General features: G+C 61.7%; 18 protein-coding genes. 6 read left to right on the top strand and 12 right to left on the bottom strand.

Features of this window, described 5'->3' with window-relative positions:
- Nucleotides 1-4 precede the first annotated feature (4 nt).
- On the top strand, nucleotides 5-1,177 hold the full coding sequence (locus QRN50_RS18910) for a lactonase family protein (RefSeq protein ID WP_024641947.1): 1,173 nt from the start codon (nucleotides 5-7) through the stop codon (nucleotides 1,175-1,177).
- 175 nt (nucleotides 1,178-1,352) lie between these two features.
- Entirely contained in the window at nucleotides 1,353-1,535 is a 183-nt protein-coding gene (locus QRN50_RS18905; RefSeq protein ID WP_003406532.1) for a hypothetical protein, read from the top strand.
- A 439-nt stretch (nucleotides 1,536-1,974) separates the two neighbouring features.
- Here QRN50_RS18905 and QRN50_RS18900 read toward each other — a convergent pair whose 3' ends face one another.
- The 10 genes from QRN50_RS18900 to QRN50_RS18855 all read right to left on the bottom strand — a co-directional run bounded on the left by QRN50_RS18900 (nucleotide 1,975) and on the right by QRN50_RS18855 (nucleotide 15,086).
- Nucleotides 1,975-5,619 carry an AAA family ATPase gene (locus QRN50_RS18900; RefSeq protein ID WP_024650793.1) on the bottom strand — a complete coding sequence of 1,215 codons (3,645 nt, stop codon included), beginning with the start codon at nucleotides 5,617-5,619 and terminating at the stop codon, nucleotides 1,975-1,977.
- Nucleotides 5,616-6,860, bottom strand: a complete 1,245-nt coding sequence (locus QRN50_RS18895) for an exonuclease SbcCD subunit D C-terminal domain-containing protein (protein WP_003406534.1) — start codon at nucleotides 6,858-6,860, stop codon at nucleotides 5,616-5,618. Before QRN50_RS18895 ends, QRN50_RS18900 begins: the two co-directional genes overlap by 4 nt.
- A 42-nt stretch (nucleotides 6,861-6,902) precedes the next feature.
- Nucleotides 6,903-8,561, bottom strand: coding sequence for a BatD family protein (locus tag QRN50_RS18890; protein ID WP_054091610.1), 1,659 nt, complete (start codon nucleotides 8,559-8,561; stop codon nucleotides 6,903-6,905).
- The gene (locus QRN50_RS18885; RefSeq protein ID WP_096126560.1) at nucleotides 8,558-10,276 is read right to left on the bottom strand and encodes a VWA domain-containing protein; all 1,719 of its coding nucleotides are present in this window, start codon (nucleotides 10,274-10,276) and stop codon (nucleotides 8,558-8,560) included. Before QRN50_RS18885 ends, QRN50_RS18890 begins: the two co-directional genes overlap by 4 nt.
- On the bottom strand, nucleotides 10,273-11,331 hold the full coding sequence (locus QRN50_RS18880; RefSeq protein ID WP_024661030.1) for a vWA domain-containing protein: 1,059 nt from the start codon (nucleotides 11,329-11,331) through the stop codon (nucleotides 10,273-10,275). Before QRN50_RS18880 ends, QRN50_RS18885 begins: the two co-directional genes overlap by 4 nt.
- A complete protein-coding gene (locus QRN50_RS18875) occupies nucleotides 11,324-11,818 on the bottom strand; it encodes a DUF4381 domain-containing protein (protein WP_003406538.1) in 495 nt (164 codons plus the stop codon). Before QRN50_RS18875 ends, QRN50_RS18880 begins: the two co-directional genes overlap by 8 nt.
- On the bottom strand, nucleotides 11,815-12,759 hold the full coding sequence (locus QRN50_RS18870) for a DUF58 domain-containing protein (protein ID WP_003318876.1): 945 nt from the start codon (nucleotides 12,757-12,759) through the stop codon (nucleotides 11,815-11,817). Before QRN50_RS18870 ends, QRN50_RS18875 begins: the two co-directional genes overlap by 4 nt.
- A 4-nt stretch (nucleotides 12,760-12,763) precedes the next feature.
- Nucleotides 12,764-13,723 carry an AAA family ATPase gene (locus QRN50_RS18865; RefSeq protein WP_003342804.1) on the bottom strand — a complete coding sequence of 320 codons (960 nt, stop codon included), beginning with the start codon at nucleotides 13,721-13,723 and terminating at the stop codon, nucleotides 12,764-12,766.
- Between the two features lie 209 nt (nucleotides 13,724-13,932).
- A complete protein-coding gene (locus QRN50_RS18860) occupies nucleotides 13,933-14,679 on the bottom strand; it encodes an amidohydrolase family protein (RefSeq protein WP_003406541.1) in 747 nt (248 codons plus the stop codon).
- Between the two features lie 47 nt (nucleotides 14,680-14,726).
- Nucleotides 14,727-15,086, bottom strand: coding sequence for a hypothetical protein (locus tag QRN50_RS18855; RefSeq protein WP_003406543.1), 360 nt, complete (start codon nucleotides 15,084-15,086; stop codon nucleotides 14,727-14,729).
- A 368-nt stretch (nucleotides 15,087-15,454) separates the two neighbouring features.
- Here QRN50_RS18855 and QRN50_RS18850 point away from each other — a divergent pair, with 368 nt between their 5' ends.
- Nucleotides 15,455-20,311, top strand: coding sequence for an NAD-glutamate dehydrogenase (locus QRN50_RS18850; protein WP_032657454.1), 4,857 nt, complete (start codon nucleotides 15,455-15,457; stop codon nucleotides 20,309-20,311).
- Between the two features lie 86 nt (nucleotides 20,312-20,397).
- Here the strand turns inward: QRN50_RS18850 and mntP are convergent, their stop codons facing one another.
- Both mntP and acnB read right to left on the bottom strand, forming a co-directional pair.
- Entirely contained in the window at nucleotides 20,398-20,970 is a 573-nt protein-coding gene (mntP, locus tag QRN50_RS18845; protein ID WP_096126559.1) for a manganese efflux pump MntP, read from the bottom strand.
- Nucleotides 20,971-21,248: 278 nt separating this feature from the next.
- Nucleotides 21,249-23,849, bottom strand: a complete 2,601-nt coding sequence (gene acnB, locus QRN50_RS18840) for a bifunctional aconitate hydratase 2/2-methylisocitrate dehydratase (RefSeq protein ID WP_003409708.1) — start codon at nucleotides 23,847-23,849, stop codon at nucleotides 21,249-21,251.
- 402 nt (nucleotides 23,850-24,251) lie between these two features.
- Between acnB and QRN50_RS18835 the strand changes: the two genes are divergently transcribed.
- From QRN50_RS18835 to QRN50_RS18825, 3 genes are all read left to right on the top strand, one after another.
- The gene (locus tag QRN50_RS18835) at nucleotides 24,252-24,722 is read left to right on the top strand and encodes a DUF1289 domain-containing protein (protein ID WP_096126558.1); all 471 of its coding nucleotides are present in this window, start codon (nucleotides 24,252-24,254) and stop codon (nucleotides 24,720-24,722) included.
- An 84-nt stretch (nucleotides 24,723-24,806) separates the two neighbouring features.
- Entirely contained in the window at nucleotides 24,807-25,418 is a 612-nt protein-coding gene (locus QRN50_RS18830; RefSeq protein WP_096126557.1) for a MiaE family protein, read from the top strand.
- Nucleotides 25,419-25,567: 149 nt separating this feature from the next.
- The gene (locus QRN50_RS18825; RefSeq protein ID WP_003404499.1) at nucleotides 25,568-26,056 is read left to right on the top strand and encodes a MarR family winged helix-turn-helix transcriptional regulator; all 489 of its coding nucleotides are present in this window, start codon (nucleotides 25,568-25,570) and stop codon (nucleotides 26,054-26,056) included.
- Nucleotides 26,057-26,078 lie beyond the last annotated feature (22 nt).

Genomic DNA, 26,078 nt, shown 5'->3' with positions numbered 1-26,078 from the left:
CCCCATGCCCCATAAATTTCTGCCGTGGCTGGCGATTGCCAGTGCCATGAGCACATTTACCCTGCAGGCCCAAGCCATGCCAGATACTGAATTGCTGATCGGTTCCTACACGCAAGGCAAGAGTGAAGGGATCTATCGTTTTGCCTTCGACAGCGAAACCGGAATGATCGGCGCCAAGCCGCTGCAAGTGGTCAAAGCCGAAAACCCGTCGTGGCTGACCGTCTCCAGAGACCAGCGCTATCTGTTCGCAGTCAATGAAAACGGCCCCGGACAGAAAGACGTGGTCGGTAAGGTCAGCAGCTTTGCGATCGACCCGAAAACCCGTCAGATCACGCCGATCAATCAGGTTCAAAGCCGCGGTGAAGAACCGACGCACTCCAGCCTGAGCTACGACGGCCGCTACCTGTTCGTGGCCAACTACGCAGTAAACCCTGACCCGGGCGGCGCGCTGACCGTGGTGCCGGTAGGCAAGGACGGCACCTTGAGCGAAGCCGTTCAGGTCCTGCCGCTGGGGCCTGGAAGCAAGGTCAACAGTGAGCGGCAGATGTCCTCACATGTGCACCTGGCCGTGCCGACGCCGGATGACAAGTACGTAGTGACTGCCGACCTGGGCGCTGACAAGCTGTTCGTTTATCACTACGACGCGAGCCAAGCCAAGCCATTGCAGCCAGCCAAGGTGCCGTTCGTGCAGTTGCCGGGCGGCTCCGGACCCCGTCATACGCTCTTCAGCGCTGATGGCAAGCATGCCTGGCTGGTGCTGGAAATGACGGCTCAGGTCGCGGTGTTCGACTACCACGACGGCGTCTTCAAGCAGACCCAACTGGTCGACATGAAGAACAAGGGCGTGGACGAGAAAAACGGTGGTGGCGCCTTGCACACTTCACCGGATGGCAAGTTTCTGTACGTGACCAATCGGGGTGACGCGAATCAGGTCGTGGTGTTCCGCATCGATCAGGCCAGCGGCAAGCTTGAAGAAATTCAGCGTCGTTCCCTGGAAGGCAAGGAGCCCCGCGAGTTCGCTTTCGATCCGACCGGCCAGTTCATGCTGTTCGCCAATCAGAAGAGCAACCAGATCGTGACCGTACGCCGTGATCCGCAGAGCGGCAAGATCGGTGAAACGGTACAGAAATTCGATGCAGATGCACCTTCTTACCTGCGTTTTCTGACCGACAAGTAATCCGCTTCGGCTCCAGCCCGCACGATACAAGGGCTGGGGCCGTTATCATTCTTGATGATATGGGTTAGTGCTACAAAAGATTTCTGCTGAACCACCCTCGGGCGTAAGTTTGAGTCACGGCCATAACGGTCAGGACTTTAAACCAGCGTACAGACAGACAAGAGGGGTGACCGACATGAATTTCAATCTTTTCTCCATCATCGCTGCATCTGCTATCTCGGCAAGCGTCGCTCTCCCGGCCAGCGCCAGCGTCGAAGTGAACGACAAGAAAGCCCACTCGACTCAGACCTACACCACCAAATACCTGCAACAGAGCGCTAATTTCTACGCAGCGCTGGACCACAAATCCGCTCAATGATTGATCAGCCGTCACGCTTTCGCGAGCATGTTCGCCCACACAGGTCCCTGCGACTTACTGCCCAATGCGCGGCAGACCAGGCACGGAATGTCAGGCGAGCCTGTTCGCGAAAGCGCTGGTGGCGGCACATCCGCGCCTGGAAACAAGGCTTCTGCCCAGCGGGCGTAGGAGCGAACTTGTTCGCGAAGGCGGTACTTCGGGCGCTACATTTTCTCTGAATTTAACGTCCCTTTCGCGAACAAGCGAAGCGTCGCCCGGTCCACTCCTACGCCCTCCCGGGCAGAATCAAAAGCTGAAGACTGTCAGGCGAGCCTGTTCGCGAAAGCGCTGATGGCACAACATTCAAGAGCGGACGCAGAGCGTCCAGAACGGCATTCCCACGCGGAGCGTGAGGAACGATAGTCAACTGCCGTGCCTCACGTTCCGCGTCACAGGTCTCTCAGTGCCCCACCTCGATGGTGCTCAATCCATTGCCCTGACGACGCACCTTGATCTGCACCGGGATTCGTTCGTGCATTTCCTGGACGTGGGAAATCACGCCGACCTTGCGACCCTGTGCCTGCAAGCCGTCGAGAGCGTCCATCGCCAGTTGCAGCGACTCCGGATCGAGGCTGCCGAAGCCTTCGTCGATGAACAGTGACTCGATGCGCAAGGTGCTGGATGCCATCGAGGCGAGGCCCAGCGCCAGTGCCAGCGAGACGAGGAAGGTTTCCCCGCCGGACAGCGAGTGAACCGAGCGCAGTTCGTCGCCCATTTCCGTGTCCATGACCAGTAGACCGAGCATGCTGCCGCCGCGTTTCAGGCGGTAGCGGCGCACCAGTTGCCTGAGCTGCGCATTGGCGTGATGGACCAGCAGGTCGAGGTTGTAGGCCTGGGCGATTTTGCGAAACCTGTCGCCTTCTGCCGAGCCGATCAATGAGGCCAGACGTGCCCAGCGCAGGTATTCGCTGTTGGCGTCGGCGATGCGCGCCTGCAGTTCGCTGTTGGCGTTGCGGCGGCGCTGATCTTCACTGAGCTCGGCCCGCAGGTCGGCGCAGTGCTGCTCGCTGAGCGCCGACTGTTCAAGGGCCTGTTGCAGTGCTGTCGCCAGTTGCGCACTGTCGGTCAGGTCACTGTGTTGCGCCTGATGCTGTTGCAGACGCTGATCGCGTTCCTGCAGCAACACTTTTGCCTGTTCCAGCGCCTTGTCGGTGCTATTCAATTGCACACGCAGTTGCTCGACATGCGCATCGTCGTAGGTCAGCAAGGTGTCCAGCGCGCTATCGTCCAGCTGAGGATGCTGAGCGCGCCATTCGCTGATCTGCACATCAAGTTCAGCCAGTTCCTGTTGCAGGGACTGCTGTTGTTGCTGTCCGGACTTGAGTTCGGCAGCCAGTTGAATCAGCTGATTGTGGATGTCCTGCAGCGCCTGCGCCGCCAGACTTTCCGCCTGCCTGGCCTGCTCGATGGTCTGCTCCAGCGCCTGCTGCCATTGCTCTGCGCTGGCGTGGTCGCCCAGCAGACCGGCAAGCGTCTGCTGACTGGTCTGCTGTTGCTCGCCGAGCCGGGTGAGTTCCTGCGCCAGTTCGGTCTGGCGGTGCAGACGCGTCTGCTGCTCGACCTGCTGCTTCTCGATCTTCTGCTGACGCTCGGTTTGCTCCTGCTGCTCTTCGTGTTGCTGCTCCAGCTGATCGAGACGCTGGGTCACCTGCTGTTCGAGCTGCAGCACGGTCGCCGATGCATCACTGCGCAGCCCTTCAAGCACCTGCGGTGATACCAGCGGCGTGAATGCCGTCAGTTCTTCTTCCAGTCGCTGCCCGTCGGCCTCCAGTTGTTTGAGCTGCTCGGCAACATGACCCGCAGCGGTCTGGCTGGCTTCGGTCGCCGCCTGAAGCTGCTGCTGCAGGCGCGCAGCGTCTTTTTGCAGGGTCAACAAGGCTTGCTGACGTTGCTCGTCACGGCTGATGACTTCGCTCAGTTGACTCAATTGCTGGCTCAACCAGCCGTCGCGCTTGTCGGCGTCGCGGTCTAGCAATTGGGCGGCGAGGGGGTGTGACTCCAGGTCCGGTGCCAAAGCCTGATGGCGCACTGTGAGCTGCTCATGCTGGCGCAGCAGCTCTTTCTGCCGGGCGATTACGCCGCCGACCTGTTCACGCAACTGATTGCGTTGCTCGGTCAGCAGGTCCACGGCTTTCTGCGCGCTGGCCTGCTCGTTGTCGTCGTGTTGCGTGAGGCTTTCGAGCAGCGCCTCCGGCTGATGCCAGGGGTGTTCAATGCTGCCACAGACCGGGCAGGGCTGGTCGTCCTGCAACTGCACGCGCAACTCTTCGACACTGGCGCTGCGGGCCAGCCGTTGGCGCTCCAGCAGTTGCCGGGTGACGGTCAGGGTCTGTTCGGCGACGGTCAGTTCATCACGAACGCGAAGGCCTTCGCTGTTGAGCTGTTCGCGTTGCTGCTGGGCGCTCTGCTGTTGCTGGGAGAGGTCGGCAAGCTGGCGGTCGACGTCTTGCTGACTGGCCCATAGACGGGCCAGTTCCTCGAAGGCACGCTGCTGTTTGCGGTTGTCCTGCAACAGGCTGCCGAGAATCTGCACCTGCTCGGTCACTGCCTCCACTTCGCAATCGGCTTCGCGGTACAGCAACTCCAGCGCGCTGCGTTGCTCGGTCAACTGCTGATCGGCAGTCTTGGCACGCTGCTGCAGCGCCGGCAGCTCACTGTGGCCGTGCTTGAGACGATTGGCGATCAGCGTGAGGGATTTCAGCCGGTCACGCCACGCGTTCCAGGCCTGAGCCAGCGGTGCCAGTTCGCTGCTGTGCTGCAGTTGCCCGGCAATACGCTCCAGACGTTGAGCCACCTGCTGTTGCTGATCGAGCAGGGTTTGCAGGCTGGTCTTGCCCTGGATGCAGAGCTGCTCGCTCTGCTGGTGCAGGTCGGACGCCTTGGCCAGTTCCTGGGCCAGGTGGTTCAGGGTGTTCTGTGCTTCGAAAGCCTGCAGCAACAGCGGTTTGGCGCTGCTGTGCGCTTGCTGTGCTTCCAGCAGACTGGTCTGCGCCTGAGTACGGCGGCTTTCCAGCTGTTGCTGCTGGTCGTGCAGCGAGGTCTGCTGTCGCTGATGCTGGCGAATCTGTTCAGCCAGCGGATCAAGCTGAGCGTTCAGTGTGACCCGACGCGCGAAGCGATGGCGCTGCGGGCCCAGGCGTTCCAGCTGGCCGAGGGTCTGGCGTGCACCGCTGTGCTCGTCCCAGGCCTGTTGCGCACTGTTCAGGGCTTCCTGGGCAGCGAGCTGTTCGTCACGCAGACGGTGCAGCTCGGTCAGCCACTGCTGTTTGATTTCCAGTTGCCGTTGCTGTGTCTGATGGGCCTTGAGCTGTTGCTGCGCGTCGCTCAGGCGCTGCTCCAGTTCAGCCAGCAATTCCGGGGCCAGCGGGATGATGTTGCTGGCCTGCGCGGTCAGGGTTTTCAGGGCGTCTTCGGCTTCCTTGCTTTTACTGTAGGCGCGTCGACCGAGCTGGCTGTAGATCGCGGTGTTGGTGAGCTTTTCCAGCAGTTCGCTGCGTTCCTTGTCATCCGCCTTGAGGAATGCGCTGAATTCACTCTGGGCAAGCATTACGGCACGGGTGAACTGCTCGAAGTTCAGGCCCAGGCGGTTTTCGATCAGTTGCTCGAATTCGCGTTTGCTCTGGTTACTGAGGATTTGCTCGCTGTCCAGATCGGTGAGGGTCTGGCGGCTGGCCTGCAGCTTTTTAGTCGCATTGTCGCGCGCGCGATTGGTTTCCCAGCGCGCGCGATAACGCCGCTGATCAATGCCGATGAAGTCCACCTCGGCGTAACCGCTGCCCGTGCCGCGGCGCAGCAGGGTACGTGGGTCGCTGGTGGTGATGTCGCCGTCGATGTCCGGGACCTTGGACTGACCGATATTGCTCAGCCGCGGAATCGCCCCGAACAGCGCCAGGCACAGGGCATCGAGCAGCGTGCTTTTGCCCGCGCCAGTCGGGCCGGTGATGGCAAACAGTCCGGCGCTGGCCAGCGGCTCGGCAGTGAAATCGATTTCAAAAGGGCCGGCCAGCGAGGCCAGGTTTTTCAGGCGAATGGCGAGGATTTTCATGGTTGCTCGCTCTCCTGCTGGACTTCACGCAGCAGCGTGGCGAAATCGGTCAGCGTCTGTTCGTCGACCTCGCTGCCGAAGTTGTCCTGCCAGGCACGGCTGAACAGTTCCTGAGGCGTGAGCTGGTCCAGTTCGATCAGCGTGGCGTCACCCTCGCTGCCGTCCGCGCTGCCTTTACCGGCGTATTCGGCACCGATGCGCACCAGCCGCACGGCCTTGCCCTGTAGGGCGTTTTCGATCTGGTTGCGCAGGTCCGGCTGGGGTTCATCCAGACGCACGCGCACTTCCAGCCACGGCTGGCGGTCCGGGTCGGCAAGCAGGTCGATGTCGGGCAATGCTTTGAGCTGCACCAGCAGGTCGGCCAATGGTGCAGGCCCGAGGCGTTGCAGGTTGACGGCGCGAGGGATCAGCAACGGCTCGACACTGGTCAGCGTCTCGCCGTCGCAATTGATCTCCAGAATCTGGTGCTGATAGCTGATTTCCGAAAAGGACAGCGGGATCGGCGAGCCGCTGTAGCGAATGCGCTCTTCGCCGTTGACCCGCTGCGGTTTGTGCAGGTGGCCCAGCGCAACATAGGTGATGCTCGGCCCGAACAGGCTGGCCGGCAGGGCTTCGGCGTTGCCGATGATCAGGCTGCGCTCGGAGTCTTCCGAGACCGAGCCGCCTGCCATATGGGCGTGACTGATGGCGATCAATGCCTGACCGGGCTGGCGCTTGAGGTCAGCCGCCGCGATCAGCAGCTCATGCACCCGGCCGATGCCACGCAGGTAGTCATCGCCCAGGGTCGGGCCGGTGACTTCGGCGGGACGCAGGAAGGGCAGCGCCAGGCACCAGGCCTTGATGTCGCCATTGGCGTCCGGCAACGGCAACAGCAGGCGTTCGGCATCCAGCACGCCGTCGTCCAGCCACATCACCCGGCCTAGCGCATGTGTGCGCAAGCGGCGCATCAGCGGGGCGGGAAGTTCGATACGCGAGCCGGAGTCGTGGTTGCCGGCGATCATCACGATGGTCAGCAAGGGTTGCTGTTCGTGGGCGTTGACGATGAAGTCGTACAGGCGCTCCTGCGCTTTGACCGGCGGGTTGACGGTGTCGAAGATGTCGCCCGCGATCAACAGTACATCCGGTTTACGGTCGGCCAGACGGGCCAGCAGCCAGGTCAGGAAGCAGGCGTGTTCGAAATCCCGCTCCTGGCCGTGCAGGTTCTGACCCAGGTGCCAGTCAGAGGTGTGAAACAGACGCATTGGTTTACCTTGTCGTATAGGGGTGTTGCCTGAGCTGCATCCTTATTTGGGATACAGCGGCGGCAACCCGGCATCACCTGCCGGGTCCTGAATATGTTCGGCGGCGGGCAGTTTGCGCACCGCGCGCCAGAGGTCCTCGCCCAGCCACAGCTTGCCGGTTTCGCTGTACAGCGCACCGTTGAGACCGTCCAGAGCATCGGACAGCGGCACGAAACGCGCGGCCATTTCGGCCAGGGTTTCCGGCTGCTGACGTGCCCAGGCGTCGAGCGCCTGACGGGTGCCCTGCGGGTCGTTGGCCAGGCAGGCGCGTTTGAGGTCATCGAGTACGGTACGCGGGCTGGGCCCGGTCTGCACGGCCCGGGCGATTGCCGGCTGTCCACGGGCGCGCCACCACAGGCCGAAACCGAGCAGGGTGGTGCAGGCCAGCAGCAATGTGCTCATCTGCCACGGCCAGACTGGCGGGCCGATCACGGTCACACCGCTCATGTCGTTGTTCACCGGCGTGTCCACCGCCAGCCCCGGGTTGACGCTGATCTGCAGGGTGCGCGCGGGCAGGCTGCTGTGCTCCAGATGATCTTCGCGAGTATTCCACCAGGTCACTTCAACCGCAGGCAGGTCGATTGCGCCGGCGCGGGCGGGCACCAGGGCCTCGCGTTCTTCGCGCGTGCCGATCAGGCCGCGTTCGCTGGGCAGGTTGCGCAGTTGTGGCTGATCCGGGTAACGCCGCAGGCCGGGTACTTCCGTGGGCGGCAGGGGCGGCAGTTGCGCGCCGGCCAGCCCTTCGGCCTTGAGCGTCAGGGTGCGGGTCAGCGAATCGCCGACCTGCGTAGTACCGGGCTCCGGGCTCCAGTTTTCTTCCAGATTGATACTGCGTGCCGGCAGCCAGGCGACATCGGCCGGGTAGTCGGCAGGCTTGGGCTTGACGGTCAACGGTACTTCGGCGGATTTGACCCGCACCGATCGGCCCGGCTGCGGGCCGAACGGATTGCTGTCCTGGGCTTGCGAACCCTCGGCAGGCGTCTGCACCAGCGTGGCACTGAACACTTGCGCCGGTATCTTCAGTACGCCGCTCTGCTGCGGGTAGATCGCGTAGCGTGTCTCGATCACCCCATGGCGCACACCGTTGATCAGCTTTTCGTAGGTGCGCGAATCACCCAGTTTTTCGACCCGTGCGTCCGGCACTTGCAGCGGGCTCAGGCTGCTGTCGTCGAACAGTGACACCGAGTGGTAGACGCGCAGGGTCAGCACGGCCTGGGCCTGAACATACACGCTGTCCTGATCCAGGCTCGCTTCGATGAAGATCGATGCCAGATGGTTGCCTGGCTCCTGGGGTTCGCTCTGCAGGACCTGCAGGGTCAGCGGCTGGCTTTTCAGTTCGCCCAGTTGCAGCGACGGAATCAACACGCTTCCGGTCTCGCGGGGCAGCAGAGTGACGATCCAGCGCGTCGTGGCCTGGCTGCTGCCATCCAGGGTTTTCAGGCTGTTGAGCTGACGCGTGTCACGCACCTCGAAACTGCTTTCCAGCGCGCTCATGTCCGGTTTGCCGAACTGCGTCACATCGTCTGTTTCCAGCGTCAGTTCGACGGTTTCCCCGGCGTTGAGGCGCGTGCGGTCAACGCTGGCGGTCAGTTGCGCAGCCTGCAGCGACAAGCTGATCAGGCTCAGCAGCAGGCCGATCAATAAGGTGTACACGCGACTCATCGGGTCTTTTCCTGATGTTGCTGTTCGTAGCGAAATTTGCGCCGCAACAGTTCGCCCGGATCATCCGGAATCTGCCTCAGCCACTGCTCCAGTTCCTGACGCCGCTCGCCGGTCATGGGGCTGTCGGCGGACTGTAGCGGCGGGCGGGTGGTCTGTTCGTCGTCGGTCGACTCGCCCGAGGTGGCCTTACCACTGGTGTCTGGCGGCAGGCTTTCGCTGGTGCCGGGTTGATCCGATCGGGACGGGTTCTGCTCGGCGGGTGATGCGCTGCTGTTGGGGTCTTGCGACGCCTGCTGACCTTCTTCGCCCTGATCGGCCTTGTTCTGTTCATCCTGGGCAGGCTTCTGCTCATCGGCCTGATCCAGCAGGCCTTGCACCAGCGCCCGATTGGTTTGCGCCGCAGGGAAGTCGGGTTGTCGGTCCAGGGCCTGCTCGTAGGCATCCAGTGCCGCTGCCAGCTCACCGCTGCGGGCCAGGGCATTGCCACGATTGTAGTGGTCGGCGGCGCTATTGCCTTCGGCAAACTGCCGGGCGGCGCTGGCGTAGTCTTGCGCCTGGTACAACGCCACGCCTTTCCAGCGCGAGTCTTCGAAGCGCTGCGCGGCCTCGGCCGGCCGATGCTGTTCCAGCAGGCGCTGGCCCTGTTGGTCGGGACGCAGCCACAGGTCCTGAAACTCGAACGCCTGGCTGTTCTGCGGAAACATGAACAGCAGCGGCAGGCAGAACAGCCAGCCGCGCCGGCCGGCCAGTGCCGCGATCAGCAACAGCGGCAGCAGCAACCAGTGGCCCTGGTCAGCCCAAGTGTCGAGCTGCACGACCTGACCGTCGCGGGTCATGTGTCGGGGGCTGGCCAGCAGACCGAGGCTGCGCAAGTCTTCTTCATCGCCGCGTGCCTGACGATAGCTGCCACCCACCTGATCGGCGAAGTCGTTGAGGCTGGTACTGTCCAGACGCGGCACCAGAATCGCACCTTGATCATCCTTGAGCAGGCTGCCGTTTTCCTGCGTGACCGGTGCGCCTTCCGCTGTGCCGACCCCGAGAATCAACAGCGGCGGCGATTGCCCGCGCAACGCGGCGCGGATGCCCTGACGTTCCTGTTCGCTCAGCGACGAGGTGATCAGCAGAATCCGCCCCTGACCCAATGCGCCCTGTTTGAGCAGGTGCAGCGCTTTCTGCACGGCCAGATCGGCGCGCTGGCCGGTCACCGGCATGATCGACGGTCTGATGGCTTCCAGCAGGTTGTGGCTGGTGACCAGATCATCGGACAGCGGCACCAGGGTGTGTGCGCTGCCTGCATAGACGACGATGGCGGTCTGTGCATCGCTGCGTTTTTGCAACAGGTCCAGCAGCTTGCGTCTGGCCTGTTCCAGGCGGGTAGGCGGCGTGTCGGTGGCGAGCATCTGCGGGGTGAGCTCGAGAATCACCACCAACGGATCGACCGGTTTCTGGCTGATCTGTTCGACGCGCTGCCAACTGGGGCCCAGCAAGGCGAAAAGGGCCAGCAACCAGGCGAGCCCCAGCGCGATCCATGGCAGTTTGCTGTTGCTGCCGCGCCCGCCGTTGAGCAACACCTCATGAAAGTGAGTGGGCAGCAGCATTTGCCAGCGTCCGGCGCGTTTCTGCCGGTGCCAGAGTCGCCAGATCAGCAGCGCCAGCAAGGGCGTGATCAGCAGCCATTCCGGGCGAAACCAGTGCGGCCAGAACCCGCTGATCATCGCGACCTCCACAGGCTTTTGCAGCGCTCGCGCCAGTTGATGGAACGCACCACCGCCAGCAGGCGTTGCAGTGCGTTGTTCGGCCACAACTCACGCAGCACCAGCAGCACACTCAACAACAGGGCTGTCGCCAGTGGCCATTGATAAAGCGCTTGCGCCGGGCGCGCCTGGGTGGGCTGCTGTGCAACCGGCTCCAGGGCATCGAGGGTGGCGCGGATCTTTTCCAGCTGGTCGCCATCGCGCGCGCGGAAGTACTGGCCACCGCTGAGGCTGGCGATTTCCTTGAGCGTCGGTTCGTCCAGATCAAGGCTGGGGTTGAGGCCCAGCACGCTTTGCAGCGCGTCTTTGTCCGGGTCCGAGCCGATGCCGATGGCGTAGATTTTTACGCCTTCTTCGGCAGCCAGTCGTGCAGCGGTGATCGGATCGATCTGACCGGCGTTGTTGGCGCCGTCGGTGACCAGCACCAGCGCACGACTGGTGGCCGGACGCATACGCAGACGTTTCAGGGCCAGGCCGATGGCATCGCCCAGCGCAGTGTTCTTGCCGGCAATGCCTATCCTCGCCTCGTCGAGCCAGACCCGCACGGTGCGGCGGTCATAGGTGAGTGGGGCCTGGACAAACGCCTGGGTGCCGAACAGGATCAGGCCGACCCTGTCGCCCTTGCGGCCTTCGAGAAAATCACCGAGCAGTTGTTGCACCAGCACCAGCCGGCTGACTTCATCGCTTTTCCATTGCATGTCCGGGTAGTCCATCGAGCCGGACACGTCGACCGCCACCAGCAGATCGCGGCCACTGGCAGCTACCGGCAGTGGCTCGCCCAGCCACTGCGGTCGCGCTGTGGCGATCAGCAGCAACAGCCAGATCAACAGAAACGGCGCACGCTGTCTCCAGACCGGCAGATTGGCTTTGGCGCGGCGACCGCTCAGGCCTTCGAGTTCACTGAGAAAGCTGACCTTGAGCGCCGGCTCGCCGCTGTCGGCCATGGGCAGCAGGGCGCGCATCAGCCACGGCAATGGCAGCAGCACGAAAGCCCACGGCCAGGCGAACTCAAACATGTTTGCGGATCCAGGTATCGACCGCCTGAGTCAGGCCGGTGATGGCCTTGTCGTCCAGTTTGCACTCGGGCTTGTAAGCGCCTTCGACCAGGATCATCCAGCGCGTCAGACCGGCAGCCGGGCAGCGGTTGTCGAGGAACGCCAGCCATTTACGGCCGTTGAGGGTATGGCTCTGGCTGTGCGGGTAGTGGTTACGGCACAGGCGCTTGAGCAGGCCGTTGATCTGCTGCAGCCAGGCACCGGCCGGCGCGCCGTCGTAGGGTTTCGGCAGGCTCGCCAGTTCTGCCAGCGCGGCGAGGCGAACCGGGTCCAACGGCTGTTCGCTACGCACCTTGCGGGCCTTGGCCGGCAGCAGTTTGCGCAAGCGCCACAGGCCCCAGCCCGCCACGGGGATCAGCAACAGCAGCAGCCACCAGCCCGGCGCAAGCGGCCAGAAGCCGACGGCTTCGGGCGCAATCAGTGGCTCCAGCTGATCGAGGGGATTCATTTGCGCTTCACCGGACGACGCGCATTGAGGTATTCGCGCAGTTGTTCGACGAGCTCCGCCTGAGTGCTCAATGGCATGAGCAATACCCGCAGCTTCTGCGCCAGCAACTCCCAACGCGCCGTGCGCTCCTCGCCCTGTTGCCGATAGGCGCGGCGCAGCTCGGGGTTGAGCGTATCGATCTCCAGTTGCGCGCCGCGCTCGGCAAAGCGCAGCAGACCGGCAGCGGGCAGGGCGCGGTCCAGTGGGTCGGACAGCGGCAGCAACAGCAGGTCGCTGTGGCGTGACAGCAGGCTCAGTTGTTGTTCGGCGGCATCGGACAGGGCGCGCTCGTCGCACAGGACGATGACCAGACTGCCGGGGCGCAGCACTTCCCGGGCACGACGCAGCGCAGTGCCGAACGCATCGCGGTCTGGCGGAATCTCGGTATGCAACGACTGATTGACCCGCACCAGCCGGTTGAGCAGTTGCAGCAGGCTTTGTTTGCTGCGCCGGGGCTTGATCTCGTAGTGTTCGTTATCGCCGAACACCAACCCGCCGACCCGGTCATTGTGTTCCAGCGCCGCCCAGCCGATCAGCGCCGCCGCCTGAGCGGCGAGTACCGACTTGAACATCAGGCCGGAGCCGAAGAACAGCCGTCGGCTCTGTTCCACCAGGATAAAAATGGGCCGTTCGCGTTCCTCATGAAACAGCTTGGTGTGCGGCTCCTGCGTACGTGCCGTCACGCGCCAGTCGATGCTGCGCACGTCGTCACCGGCCTGATAGACCCGCACCTGATCGAAATCCACGCCACGCCCGCGCAGCTTGGAATGGTGCAGGCCGATCAGCGGGCTGCGCTGGCTCGGGGTGGAAAACAGCTGCACTTCCCGCACCCGATGACGCATCTCGATCAGCTCGCTGAGGCTGACGCGGATGCCCGGCTGGGGGATCAGGTAGGGTTGCATGGGCTCAGGCGACGGCCACGACGTCGAGGATGCGCTGAATCACGCGATCCTGATCGATACCCGCAGCTTCGGCCTCGAACGACAGGATGACCCGGTGGCGCAAGACATCGAACAGCACCGCCTGAATGTCTTCAGGGCTGACGAAGTCACGTCCGGCCAGCCAGGCATGCGCACGGGCGCAGCGGTCCAGCGAGATGGAACCCCGCGGGCTGGCACCGTAGGCAATCCATTCGGCCAGTTCCGGGTCGAACTTGGCCGGGGTACGGGTGGCCATGACCAGTTGCACCAGGTATTCCTCGACCGCATCGGCCATGTACAGGCCAAGGATTTCCTTGCGTGCGGCAAAAATCGCCTGCTGGCTGACGCGGCGTTCCGGCTTGGTTTCGCCATTCAGGGCTTCGCCACGTGCCTGTTGAAGGATCTTGCGTTCGACGGCGGCATCCGGGAAGCCGATCTTGACGTGCATCAGAAAACGGTCGAGCTGGGCTTCGGGCAGCGGGTAGGTGCCTTCCTGCTCGATAGGGTTCTGGGTCGCCATGACCAGAAACAGCGGCGACAGGTCGTAGGTGCTGCGCCCGACACTGACCTGCCGTTCGGCCATGGCCTCGAGCAGCGCCGACTGGACCTTGGCCGGCGCACGGTTGATTTCGTCGGCCAGCACCAGGTTGTGGAAGATCGGCCCTTGCTGGAACACGAAGCTGCCGGTTTCCGGGCGATAGATTTCCGTACCGGTGATGTCGGCAGGCAGCAGGTCGGGGGTGAATTGAATGCGGTGGAACTGGGCTTCGATACCTTCTGCCAGCTCCTTGATCGCCTTGGTCTTGGCCAGGCCGGGAGCGCCTTCGACCAGCATGTGGCCGTCGGCAAGCAGGGCGATGAGCAGACGTTCGATCAGCTTTTCCTGGCCAAGGATCTGCGTTGAAAGAAAAGTTCGCAGCGCAATCAGCGCTTCACGATGTTCCATCGGTGACGGTTCCTGGCAGGGCGAACAGCGGTGTCTGATGACTGCTGAGCTGGGGGCGATACTTTAATCCATCCAGGCAGGTATCGACTAACGACTCCCGCGTTTTTTATTGCATTTAGAGAAGTGCCTGTCATTTATGCAGGTATTGTCCTACATGATCCATGGGTGTCCATGTAGGACGACTGGCTCGGGCTCCCGGAGCCGCGGCGTCAGAGTCGATAGAAGCTCGCCGCGTTATCCCACAGCGCCTGACGAGCGCCGCTTTCGCCCAGTGCGTCGATCAACAGGTCGATATCGTCGGGCCGGAAAGGGCGGGGTGCGCGGGTCGACGGCAGGTCGGTGCCGAACATCAGGGCATTCGGGTTGGCGGCGTGGATATCCCTGAGGGCCTCGCGCACCGGAAAGTCCACACGCCCGAAACCACAGGCCTTGACTCGTACGCCGTGCTCGGCAAGGCGCAGGACCACGGGCAGCCCTTCGGCACTCAGCCCCAGGTGATCGATACTGATGGCCGGGAGTTTGCGCAGGCGTGTTTCGATGGGCGCCAGTTCCCGCGAGTCGATGTACAGCTCGGAGTGCCAGCCTGCGTGCTCATGGACACGCACGGCCAGGGCCTCCAGCTGGTCGAGCTGCTCCGAGCCGCCGCGCTTGAGGTTGAAGCGCAAGGCGCGCACGCCTGCGGCATTCAGGGTGTCCAGTTCCGCATCGGTGACGCTGGCGGGCAGTTGCGTGACACCGACGAAGCCCGGTCCCAGCAGACGCAGCGCCTGAAGCAGATAGCCCTGATCAAAACCCTGAAAGGAGCCCGATACCACCGCGCCGCCCTGAACGCCCAGCGGCTGGACCGTCGCAAGGTAGTCACTGACAGCGAACGGCTCCGGCAGATAACCGCTATTGGCGATCAGCGGGAAACCAGGATCGATGATGTGGCAGTGGGCGTCGAAAATGCGGTTCATGACACACTCCTGTTTGGCGAAGTGCTCACTTTAGCGCTTTTTGCCCATCAGCTGATTGTGCTGGTGTACTCACCGACGTTTTCGAGAATGATCTGTAACGTCTGGTGAACGTCCTGCAACTCGCCTGCGTCGGTGGCATGGAGAATTTCGTACTGATGGTGGCCATCGAGCTGCTTGGCGTCCTGCGGTTCGATTTCCACCAGCAGGCGCTCGGCACTGAAGGTGACCTTCAGGCTGGACACGTTCAGTGACTTGTCGTCGCTGACGGTGATTTCCACTTCGTTCTCGTCCGGGAAACGGGTCAGGGAAAACAGCATGCCGTTTTCTGCGTGGCAGCAGAGCAGTGCCATATCGTCGTATTCGTCGTCGCACGGGTTGGCGATGAGGCTGGCGGTCTTGATTTGCATGGGGGGGCTCCGGGTCTGTCCAGGTAAGGCGTGAGGGGATTTTGCCAGTCCCGGGCAAATTATGTCGGGCGATATTGGCACCATCGTACGCAGTGTATCGCGACCTGATGACCGAATATGTCGCAGCCTCGTAAGCAGTGTGCGCTCAGCTCTCGTTAAGCTGCATGACAGACGAGTGGTGTACGGTGTCGGGTGCGCGTAGCGTTTTTTCACCGCGATATACAAATGTGACTACCCTGACACAGCGCGCGTTACTACTTTAGCTTTACACTCGATCAGGTGATGCCCACGCGATTGACTGCAAGGGCACACCGGTTTCAACACCTTCTTCAAGCCTCCCCAATAAAAGCCAAAGCGGAGTACCACAGATGGCGTTCTTCACCGCAGCCAGCAAGGCCGACTTCCAGCATCAACTGCAAGCGGCACTGGCTCAGCACATCAGCGAACAGGCACTGCCACAAGTGGCGCTGTTTGCCGAGCAATTCTTCGGCATCATTTCCCTCGACGAACTCACCCAGCGGCGGCTTTCCGACCTGGCAGGCTGCACCTTGTCCGCGTGGCGCCTGCTGGAGCGTTTCGAACATGCTCACCCGCAGGTCCGTGTCTACAACCCCGATTACGAGCGCCACGGCTGGCAATCGACTCATACTGCCGTTGAAGTGCTGCATCATGACCTGCCGTTTCTGGTCGACTCCGTACGTACCGAGCTGAACCGCCGCGGCTACAGCATCCACACCCTGCAGACCACCGTGCTGAGCGTGCGTCGCGGCGCTGCTGGCGAATTGCTCGAGCTGCTGCCCAAAGGCACCACCGGCGAAGACGTGCTGCAGGAATCGCTGATGTACCTGGAGATCGACCGCTGCGCCAATGTCAGCGAGTTGAACGTGCTGGCGCGCGAGCTGGAGCAGGTGCTTGGCGAAGTACGCGCCGTCGTCGAAGATTTCGGGCCGATGAAAGCGCGTCTGCACGAACTGCTGGCCAGTATCGATGCCAACGAGTCGAACACCGATGTCGAGGAAAAGGCCGAGATCAAGGTCTTCCTGCAATGGCTGGTAGACAACCACTTCACCTTCCTCGGCTACGAAGAGTTCGAAGTGCGCAACGACGCCGAAGGCGGCCAGCTGGTCTACGACGAGTCGTCTTTCCTGGGGCTGACCCGACTGCTGCGCCCCGGCCTGACCCGCGAAGAACTGCACATCGAAGACTACGCGGTGAAATACCTGCAGGAACCGGTGCTGCTGTCGTTTGCCAAGGCGGCGCATCCAAGCCGCGTGCACCGCCCGGCTTATCCGGATTACGTTTCGATCCGGCAGATCGACGCGTCGGGCAAGGTCATCAAGGAATGTCGCTTCATGGGCCTGTACACCTCGTCGGTGTATGGCGAGAGCGTGCGGCAGATTCCGTACATCCGTCGCAAGGTCGCCGAGGTCGAGCGTCGCTCCGGCTTCGACGCCAAGGCGCACCTGGGCAAGGAGCTGGCGCAGGTGGTCGAAGTGCTGCCACGTGACGACCTGTTCCAGACGCCGGTGGACGAATTGTTCACCACGGTCATGTCCATCGTGCAGATTCAGGAGCGCAACAAGATTCGCGTGTTCCTGCGCAAGGACCCGTACGGCCGCTTCTGCTACTGCCTGGCCTATGTGCCACGCGACGTATATTCCACCGAAGTACGCCAGAAGATTCAGCAGGTCCTGATGGACCGCCTCAAGGCCAGCGATTGCGAGTTCTGGACGTTCTTCTCCGAATCGGTGCTGGCGCGGGTGCAGTTGATTCTGCGCGTAGACCCGAAGATCAATCTGGACATCGACGTCGCTCAACTGGAAAACGAAGTTATTCAGGCGTGCCGTTCGTGGAAGGACGACTACGCCAGTCTGGTCGTCGAAAGCTTCGGTGAAGCCCACGGCACCAACGTGCTGGCCGACTTCCCGAAAGGTTTCCCGGCCGGCTACCGCGAGCGCTTTGCGGCGCATTCGGCAGTCGTCGACATGCAGCACGTGCTGAGCCTCAGCGAAGCCAATCCGCTGGTGATGAGCTTCTACCAGCCACTGGCCGGTGGCCGCCAGCAATTGCATTGCAAGCTGTATCACGCCGATACACCGCTGGCCCTGTCCGACGTGTTGCCGATTCTGGAAAACCTCGGCCTGCGCGTGCTGGGCGAGTTCCCGTACCGCTTGCACCATGCTAATGGTCGCGAGTTCTGGATTCACGATTTCGCCTTCACTTACGGCGAAGGCCTGAGCCTCGATATCCAGCAGCTCAACGACACCCTGCAGGACGCGTTCGTGCACATCGTGCGCGGTGATGCCGAAAACGATGCGTTCAACCGTCTGGTACTCACCGCCGGCCTGCCGTGGCGCGACGTGGCGCTGCTGCGTGCCTATGCGCGTTATCTGAAGCAGATTCGTCTGGGCTTTGACCTGGGCTACATCGCCACCACACTGAACAACCACACTGACATTGCCCGCGAGCTGACGCGTCTGTTCAAGACCCGGTTCTATCTGGCGCGCAAGCTCGGTTCCGACGATCTCGACGACAAGCAGTTGCGTCTGGAGCAGGCGATTCTGACTGCGCTGGATGACGTGCAGGTGCTCAACGAAGACCGCATCCTGCGTCGCTATCTGGACCTGATCAAAGCCACGCTGCGGACCAACTTCTATCAGTCCGATGCCAACGGGCAGAGCAAGAGCTACTTCAGTTTCAAGTTCAACCCGCGCCTGATTCCCGAACTGCCCAAGCCGGTGCCCAAGTTTGAAATCTTCGTCTATTCGCCGCGTGTCGAAGGTGTGCATCTGCGCTTCGGCAACGTGGCGCGTGGCGGCCTGCGCTGGTCGGACCGCGAGGAAGACTTCCGTACCGAAGTGCTGGGCCTGGTAAAAGCCCAGCAGGTGAAGAACTCGGTGATTGTGCCGGTAGGTGCCAAGGGCGGCTTCGTGCCGCGTCGCCTGCCGACCACCGGCAACCGCGACGAAGTGCAGGCCGAGGCAATCGCCTGCTACCGCATCTTCATCTCCGGGCTGCTGGACATCACCGACAACCTCAAGGAAGGCGCGCTGGTGCCGCCGGTCAACGTTGTGCGTCATGACGACGATGACCCGTATCTGGTGGTGGCCGCCGACAAGGGCACGGCGACGTTCTCCGACATCGCCAACGGCATTGCCATCGACTACGGCTTCTGGCTGGGTGACGCCTTCGCTTCCGGTGGTTCTGCCGGTTACGATCACAAGAAGATGGGCATCACCGCCAAGGGCGCATGGGTGGGCGTGCAGCGTCACTTCCGTGAACGCGACATCAATGTGCAGCAGGACAGCATCAGCGTGATCGGTATCGGCGACATGGCCGGTGACGTGTTCGGCAACGGCCTGCTGATGTCTGACAAGCTGCAACTGGTCGCAGCATTCAACCACCTGCACATCTTCATCGATCCGAACCCGGACCCGGCCAGCAGCTTTGCAGAGCGTCAGCGCCTGTTCAATCTGCCGCGCTCGTCCTGGACCGACTACGACACCAGCATCATGTCCGCTGGCGGCGGGATCTTCCCGCGCAGCCTGAAGAGTATCGCCATCACCGAACAGATGAAGGCGCGCTTCGACATCAAGGCCGACAAGCTGACCCCGACCGAACTGCTGCATGCGCTGCTCAAGGCACCGGTCGATCTGTTGTGGAACGGCGGTATCGGCACCTACGTGAAGTCCAGCGAAGAGTCGCACGCCGATGTGGGCGACAAGGCCAACGATGCACTGCGCGTCGACGGCAACGAGCTGCGTTGCAAGGTGGTGGGCGAGGGCGGCAACCTGGGCATGACCCAGCTGGGCCGTGTCGAGTTCGGCCTCAATGGCGGCGCGACCAACACCGACTTCATCGACAACGCAGGCGGTGTGGACTGCTCCGACCACGAAGTGAACATCAAGATCCTGCTCAACGAAGTGGTGCAGGCCGGTGACATGACCGAGAAGCAGCGCAATCAGTTGCTCGAGAGCATGACCGACGAAGTCGGCCACCTGGTGCTGGGCAACAACTACAAGCAGACCCAGGCGTTGTCGCTGGCAGCCCGTCGTGCTTACGAGCGGATTGCCGAATACAAGCGCCTGATGAGTGACCTGGAGGCGCGTGGCAAGCTTGATCGTGCCATCGAGTTCCTGCCTGCTGAAGAGCAGATTGCCGAGCGGATTGCGGCCAAGCAGGGCTTGAGTCGTGCCGAACTGTCGGTGTTGATCTCGTACAGCAAGATCGACCTCAAGGAAGCGTTGCTGGAATCCCGTGTGCCGGATGACGATTATCTGGCGCGTGATATGGAAACCGCGTTCCCGCCTTCGCTGGGCGCCAAGTTTTCCACGGCCATGCGCGGCCACCGCCTGAAGCGCGAGATCGTCAGCACGCAGATCGCCAACGATCTGGTCAACCACATGGGCATCACCTTCGTGCAGCGGCTCAAGGAGTCGACCGGCATGAGCGCTGCTGCGGTGGCCGGGGCCTACGTGATCGTGCGTGACATCTTCCACCTGCCGCACTGGTTCCGTCAGATCGAGGCGCTGGACTACAAGGTTTCGGCCGAAATCCAGCTGGCGTTGATGGATGAGCTGATGCGCCTGGGGCGTCGTGCCACACGCTGGTTCCTGCGCAGCCGTCGCAACGAGCTGGACGCTGGTCGTGACGTAGCGCACTTCGGTCCGCACCTCGCTGCACTGGGTCTCAAGCTTGACGAACTGCTGGAAGGCCCGACCCGCGAGATCTGGCAGACCCGTTATCAGGCGTACGTCGAAGCCGGTGTGCCGGAACTGCTGGCGCGCATGGTCGCCGGTACGACGCATCTGTATACGCTGTTGCCGATCATCGAAGCCTCCGACGTCACCGGGCAGAACGCTGCCGATGTCGCCAAGGCGTATTTCGCCGTCGGCAGCGCGCTGGACATTACCTGGTACCTGCAGCAGATCAGCAGTCTGCCGGTGGAAAACAACTGGCAGGCGCTGGCACGTGAAGCGTTCCGTGACGATGTCGACTGGCAACAGCGGGCGATTACCGTGTCGGTTCTGCAGATGGCCGACGGTCCTTCGGAAATCGACGCGCGTCTGGCCCTGTGGCTGGAGCAGCACACACTGATGGTCGAGCGCTGGCGTGCCATGCTGGTCGAGCTGCGTGCGGCAAGCGGCACGGATTACGCCATGTATGCCGTTGCTAACCGCGAACTGCTGGACCTGGCCATGAGCGGGCAGGGCATTACCGTGTAACCAGGCTGTAAAAGCTGTACCCATAAAAAACCCGCATCGAAAGATGCGGGTTTTTTTGTGTCTGACTGATAGGTTCGATCAGCCGATTACTGCGTCGCCGACAAGTGCTCGTAAAGAATCGTCGCACCCACCATGATCAACACGATACCGCCAATGATTTCAGCGCGTTTGCCGACCATGGTGCCCAGCACCCGGCCCAGCATCACGCCGATGGTGACCATGACCGTGGTCGCCAGGCCGATGGCCAGGGCGGCAACCACGATATTGACGTCGACAAACGCCAGGCCTACGCCGACCGCCAGTGCATCGATACTGGTGGCGAATGCGGTGACGGCGAGAATCCAGAAAGAATGCTGCCCCGGCTTTTCCTGCTCTTCGTCATCGTCGTGCTTGATGCCGTTGTAGATCATGTGCAGGCCTAGCACCAGCAACAGGGTGAAGGCGATCCAGTGATCCCAGCTCTCGGCGAAGCGCGCAGCCACCTGGCCAATGCCCCAGCCGATGACCGGCGTGATGGTTTCGATGGCGCCGAATATGAGGCCCGTGCGCAACGCTTCGAGAAAGCGCGGTTTATGCAGGCTTGCTCCTTTACCAAGGGCCGCAGCAAAGGCGTCCGTGGACATGGCAAGCGCGAGAAAGAGGAGGGAAATCGGGTTCACGGTTATATCCAGTCGGGCTATGAGTCAACGACGCAACCACACGCCCGACTTTAGGCATGGATGCATCGTTGGTCTCGCCAACCAGAAGGTGTTCGCACCACGGCATGCTGCCGAGAATGTTGATACGAACGCTCTGTGACCGGAGTCACGAGCAGGCTACTCCCCAACAAGGGCCGCCACTATAGCCATGTGAATGTGAAAAATATATGTACGGGCATGCTCGAAAGCAAAAAAACCCCATCACGAGGATGGGGTTCTTCTGATGCCTGCTTTCGTGCTTACACTTGAACGGCCGGGATGTTGGCGTTCGCTGCGGCTTCACGGAACTCGGCGATTTGATCGAAGCTCAGGTAGCGGTACACGTCCGCTGCCATGGTGTCGATCTGGTTGGCGTAGCCCATGTACTCTTCGACCGTCGGCAGACGACCCAGAATCGAGGCAACGGACGCCAGCTCGGCCGAGGCCAGGTAGACGTTCGCGCCATCACCCAGACGGTTCGGGAAGTTACGGGTCGAGGTCGACACCACGGTCGCGTTCGGTTCAACGCGTGCCTGGTTACCCATGCACAGCGAGCAGCCCGGCATTTCCATGCGTGCGCCAGCCTTGCCGTAGATGCCGTAGTAGCCTTCTTCGGTCAGCTGGTGAGCATCCATCTTGGTCGGCGGCGACAGCCACAGACGCGTCGGCAACTGGCCCTTGACCTGATCCAGCAACTTGCCCGCAGCGCGGAAGTGGCCGATGTTGGTCATGCACGAACCGATGAACACTTCGTCGATCTTCTCGCCCTGTACCGAAGACAGCAGGCGGGCATCGTCCGGGTCGTTCGGCGCGCAGAGCACAGGCTCCTTGACGTCGGCCAGATCGATTTCGATGATTTCGGCGTACTCGGCGTCCTTGTCGGCTTCCAGCAGCTCCGGGTTGGCAACCCAGGCTTCCATCGCCTGAGCACGACGCTCCAGGGTGCGAGGATCACCGTAACCCTGTTCGATCATCCAGCGCAGCAGGGTGATGTTCGAATTCAGGTATTCGATGATTGGCTCTTTGGCCAGCTTGATGGTGCAACCGGCAGCCGAACGCTCGGCAGAGGCGTCGGACAGCTCGAAAGCCTGTTCGATGCTCAGGTTGTCGAGGCCTTCGATCTCCAGGATGCGACCGGAGAATGCGTTCTTCTTGCCTTTCTTCTCTACGGTCAGCAGGCCAGCCTGAATCGCGTAGTAAGGAATGGCGTGAACCAGGTCGCGCAGGGTGATGCCAGGTTGCATCTTGCCCTTGAAGCGAACCAGGATCGATTCAGGCATGTCCAGCGGCATGACGCCCGTTGCAGCAGCGAATGCCACCAGGCCGGAACCGGCCGGGAAGGAGATACCGATCGGGAAGCGGGTGTGCGAGTCGCCACCGGTGCCGACGGTGTCCGGCAGCAGCATGCGGTTCAGCCAGCTGTGGATGATGCCGTCGCCCGGACGCAGGGAAACGCCACCGCGGGTCATGATGAAGTCAGGCAGCGTGTGGTGCGTCTTGACGTCGATCGGCTTCGGATAGGCCGCGGTGTGGCAGAACGACTGCATGACCAGATCGGTCGAGAAGCCCAGGCACGCCAGGTCTTTCAGTTCGTCGCGGGTCATCGGGCCAGTGGTGTCCTGGGAGCCGACGGTGGTCATCTTCGGTTCGCAGTAGGTGCCCGGACGAACGCCCGCTACGCCGCATGCCTTGCCGACCATCTTCTGCGCCAGGGTGTAACCCTTGGTGCTTTCGGCTGGCTGGTCAGGGGTCTTGAACAGGTCGAACTCCGGCAGGCCCAGTTCGGCGCGCGCCTTGCTGGTCAGGCCACGACCGATGATCAGCGGAATACGGCCGCCAGCGCGGACTTCGTCGAGCAGCACCGGGGTCTTCATTTCGAAGGTGGTGATGACTTCGTCGCTGTCGTGCTTGCAGACCTTGCCGGCGTAGGGGTAGACGTCGATCACGTCACCCATGTTGATGTTCGAGACATCGAATTCGATTGGCAGAGCGCCGGCATCTTCCATGGTGTTGTAGAAGATCGGAGCAATTTTGCTGCCGAAGCAGAAACCGCCGGCACGCTTGTTCGGGACGTAAGGGACGTCGTCGCCGAAGAACCAGAGTACCGAGTTGGTTGCCGATTTACGCGAGGAACCGGTACCGACCACGTCACCGACGTAGGCAATCGGGAAGCCCTGACCGCGCATTTCCTCGATCTGCTTCATCGGGCCGATTGCGCCCTGAACGTCAGGGACGATGCCGTCACGGGCCATTTTCAGCATGGCCAGGGCGTGCAACGGAATGTCCGGACGCGACCAGGCATCAGGGGCAGGGGACAGGTCGTCGGTGTTGGTTTCGCCGGTGACCTTGAAGACGCGCAGGCTGATCTTGTCGGCCAGCGTCGGGCGCTTCTTGAACCACTCGCCGTCAGCCCAGGACTGCAGCACAGCCTTGGCGTGGGCATTGCCGTTCTTGGCTTTTTCGGCCACGTCGTGGAAGGCGTCGAACATCAGCAGGGTGTGCTTGAGTTGTTCGGCAGCGACTGGCGCGAGGGTGGCGTCGTCGAGCAGTTCAACCAGGGTGACGATGTTGTAGCCACCTTGCATGGTGCCGAGCAGTTCGGTAGCGCGTTTTTTGTCGATCAGGGGAGAAGTGGCTTCGCCCTTGGCCAGGGCAGACAGGAAACCGGCCTTGACGTAGGCAGCTTCGTCAACGCCTGGCGGAACGCGATTGGTGATCAGATCGACAAGGAAAGCTTCTTCGCCAGCCGGGGGATTCTTCAGCAGCTCGACCAGGCCTGCAGTTTGTTCGGCGTTAAGCGGCTGGGGCACGATGCCCTGGGCGGCACGCTCTTCGATATGTTTACGGTAGGCTTCAAGCACAGTATTAACCCTCATCAGTGGTCCCAAATGGGTGTCCGGGACGCTCATCCAGAAATCGCCCGTACCCACGCAAGGCTTATTGAGCCTTGTTGGCAGGGTATCGGTGATTCCTAACAGAAGCTGTTTTCAAAGTTTTACGCCTGCAGGGCGGGGGGAGTGGCGGTCGACACGGCCATTCGTGATGAGGGAATGGCCTGTCGACGCCGCACTGCGGGATTAACTTGACTGTGCTCGTGACGCTTTGAAAACAGCTTCCAACGGACATTGGCGCCTTAAAAGGCTCGCTGATTCTACGCCAAAACTTTGCCAAAGGTAAGTTAGCCCCTACATCTTCGGGGGTGAACTTGCTTAGACAAAGGGCTAACATGAGTCCCTGTTTCGCCTTCCGCAGTCCTGCCTGACATGCCCGATTACATTATCAAAACTCCCTGCGTCGGCCTCTGCTCCACTGTTTACGGGGATCTGGTGTGCCGTGGCTGCAAGCGGTTCCACCACGAGGTCATCCACTGGAACGGCTATAACGAAGACGAAAAAAGAGCCGTCTGGCTGCGTCTGGAGCAACTGCTGGTCCAGGTTATGACTGCCAAGCTCGAAGTCTTCGATGCCGACAGGCTGCGTGCGCAGCTCATCCAGCGCAAGATCCGCTTTGTGCCGCACCAGTCCGAATATTGCTGGTCTTACCAGTTGATCGCCCGTGGTGCCCGGGTCATCAGCCAGGTCGAGGCCTATGGTTTTGTGCTGTTGCCGGAGTTCCGCGACTGGACGCTGCCGGAACTGCGCGATGCGATCGACCGCGAGTTTTTCCTGCTGTCCGAGGCGCACTATCAGCGTTACATCGCGCCAGGCTTTTTGCGCGACGCCTTCGGCGCCTGACAAACCCGGCATGCTTTTGTGTCGCGGGGCATCGTTGCTGCTCGTATAATGCCCGGCCGTGCCTCTCCGTCATTCTGTGAGCCTATGTACCCGATCCCTGAAATCGAAGCCTTCCTGCTTTGCCACACCCCCGACAGCTGGGTCCAGGCCGCGCTGCGCAATCTGGACATCCTGCTGATCGACCATGCGAACAACGAGAAGAAGGCCGCCGGGGCCGCGTTCCAGTTCATGTTTCAGTACAACGACAAGTTCGACCTGTTGAGCAAGATGTCACGTCTGGCCCGGGAAGAACTGCGCCATTTCGAGCAAGTCATCAGCATTATCAGAAAGCGCCAGATCCCCATGGCCAATATCAGCTCGGCCCGTTATGCCGGAGCGCTGCGCAAGCTGGTGCGCAATCACAACCCGTACCGGCTGACCGATGCGCTGATCGTCGGTGCCATCGTCGAGGCGCGTTCCTGCGAACGCTTCGCCGCGCTGGTGCCGCATCTGGACGAAGAGCTGGCCAAGTTCTATGGCGGCCTGCTGAAGTCCGAAGCGCGGCACTTTCAGGACTACCTCAAGCTGGCTTACAGCTACGGCGACAAGGCTGATGTCGATGCCAAGATCGAGGAGATCCGTCTGGCCGAGCGTGAGCTGATCGAAAGCCCTGACGAAGAGTTCCGCTTTCACAGTGGCGTACCTGTCGCCGCCTGATTGCTCTCGCGTTCCCTCCAAAACGACCGCCTTGCCAGCGGTCGTTTTTTTATGGGCATTTAGTAAGCAAGCTAATAAATGCTTTGACAACGGCTGCCTAGGCAGTAATATTTTGCAATCACTGCCTAGGCAGCTATCTGGGTCAATCCATGAAACATTTCAGCCCCGACAATTTTGAATCCAGCCTCATCGGGCTGCTGGTCGGTCGTACCAATGCGCTCAAAGACCGCATGCTCGACAAGTACCTGCTGCCCTACGACGTAACGTTCGCGCAATTCAAGGTGCTGATCATCATTGCCCAGTTTTCTACCGATACCCCCGTGGAATTGTGTCGGCACCTGTCGCTGGACAGTGGTTCGATGACCCGCATGCTCGATCGCCTGGAACAGAAGGGGCTGGTGGTGCGCCAGCGCTCCGCGACCGATCGCCGTCAGGTGCGTCTGGCGCTGACCGAGCAGGGGCAGGCGCTCTCCGATCTGCTGCCGCAGATTGGCGCGGACGCGATGAACGACACGTTCGCGGCGCTCGACAGTGAAGAGGTCGAGAGCCTGAAAAGAATTCTCACCAAAGTGCTGGTGGCTGCTGATGACCACATCACTCTGACTCGTTTGAGCTTCAACCCCAAAGCTAAACGCTGAGCGGCCGACGTGTTGGCAGGCG

The organism is Pseudomonas sp. MEJ108 (genome assembly GCF_030208985.1).
Classification (GTDB): domain Bacteria; phylum Pseudomonadota; class Gammaproteobacteria; order Pseudomonadales; family Pseudomonadaceae; genus Aquipseudomonas; species Aquipseudomonas fragariae.
Note: the sequence above shows the minus strand (reverse complement) of the source record. Positions and strands in the feature narration are given on the sequence as shown.